This is a genomic window from Neisseria sp. P0001.S005 (assembly GCF_051963715.1).
Genome location: NZ_JBQCTZ010000459.1, coordinates 1 through 782 on the forward strand (window position 1 = coordinate 1; position 782 = coordinate 782).

The 782-nt window shown below is 46.0% G+C and carries 1 protein-coding gene; it reads right to left on the reverse strand.

The genetic code is table 11. The features are described from left to right. Positions 1 to 26: 26 nt before the first annotated feature. Positions 27 to 782 (reverse strand): 50S ribosomal protein L2 (gene rplB / locus ACTHSP_RS21040; protein WP_440346890.1); only part of this gene is annotated, 756 nt, incomplete at its 5' end.

Below are 782 nucleotides of genomic sequence, written 5' to 3' on the forward strand. Positions count from 1 at the left end.
TTTTTTTAATGAACGAGCCATACTAATTAACCTTTATTTGAGTAACGACGACGAACAATCATGTTATCCGTGCGTTTATTATTACGAGTGCGGTAGCCCTTAGCAGGAGTACCCCATGGGCTAACCGGTTCGCGAGCTTCACCAGTACGGCCTTCACCACCACCATGTGGGTGATCGACAGGGTTCATGACAACACCACGAACGGTCGGACGAATACCACGCCAGCGGTTAGCACCAGCTTTGCCGATTTTTTTCAGGCTTTGTTCTTCGTTACCAACCTCACCGATAGTTACACGGCAATTTACGCTAATTTTGCGCACTTCACCAGAACGCAAACGAACTTGAGCGTAAGCACCTTCTTTTGCAAGCAATACCGCAGAAGCACCAGCTGAACGGGCAATTTGTGCACCTTTACCTGGTTTCATTTCAATACAGTGAATAGTTGTACCAACTGGAATATTGCGAATCGGCAGAGTATTACCTACTTTGATAGCAGCTTCAGCACCGGAAACCAATACTGCGCCAGCTTGAATACCACGAGGAGCAATGATGTAACGACGCTCACCATCTGCATAGCACAACAATGCAATAAATGCAGTACGGTTAGGGTCATACTCGATACGCTCTACTTTTGCAGGGATACCGTCTTTGTTACGTTTAAAATCTACAACACGGTAATGGTGTTTATGACCACCACCTTTATGGCGGGTAGTGATATGACCATTGTTGTTACGACCGGCAGTAGAATTTTTCTTTTCCAGCAGAGGTGCATAAGGTGCACC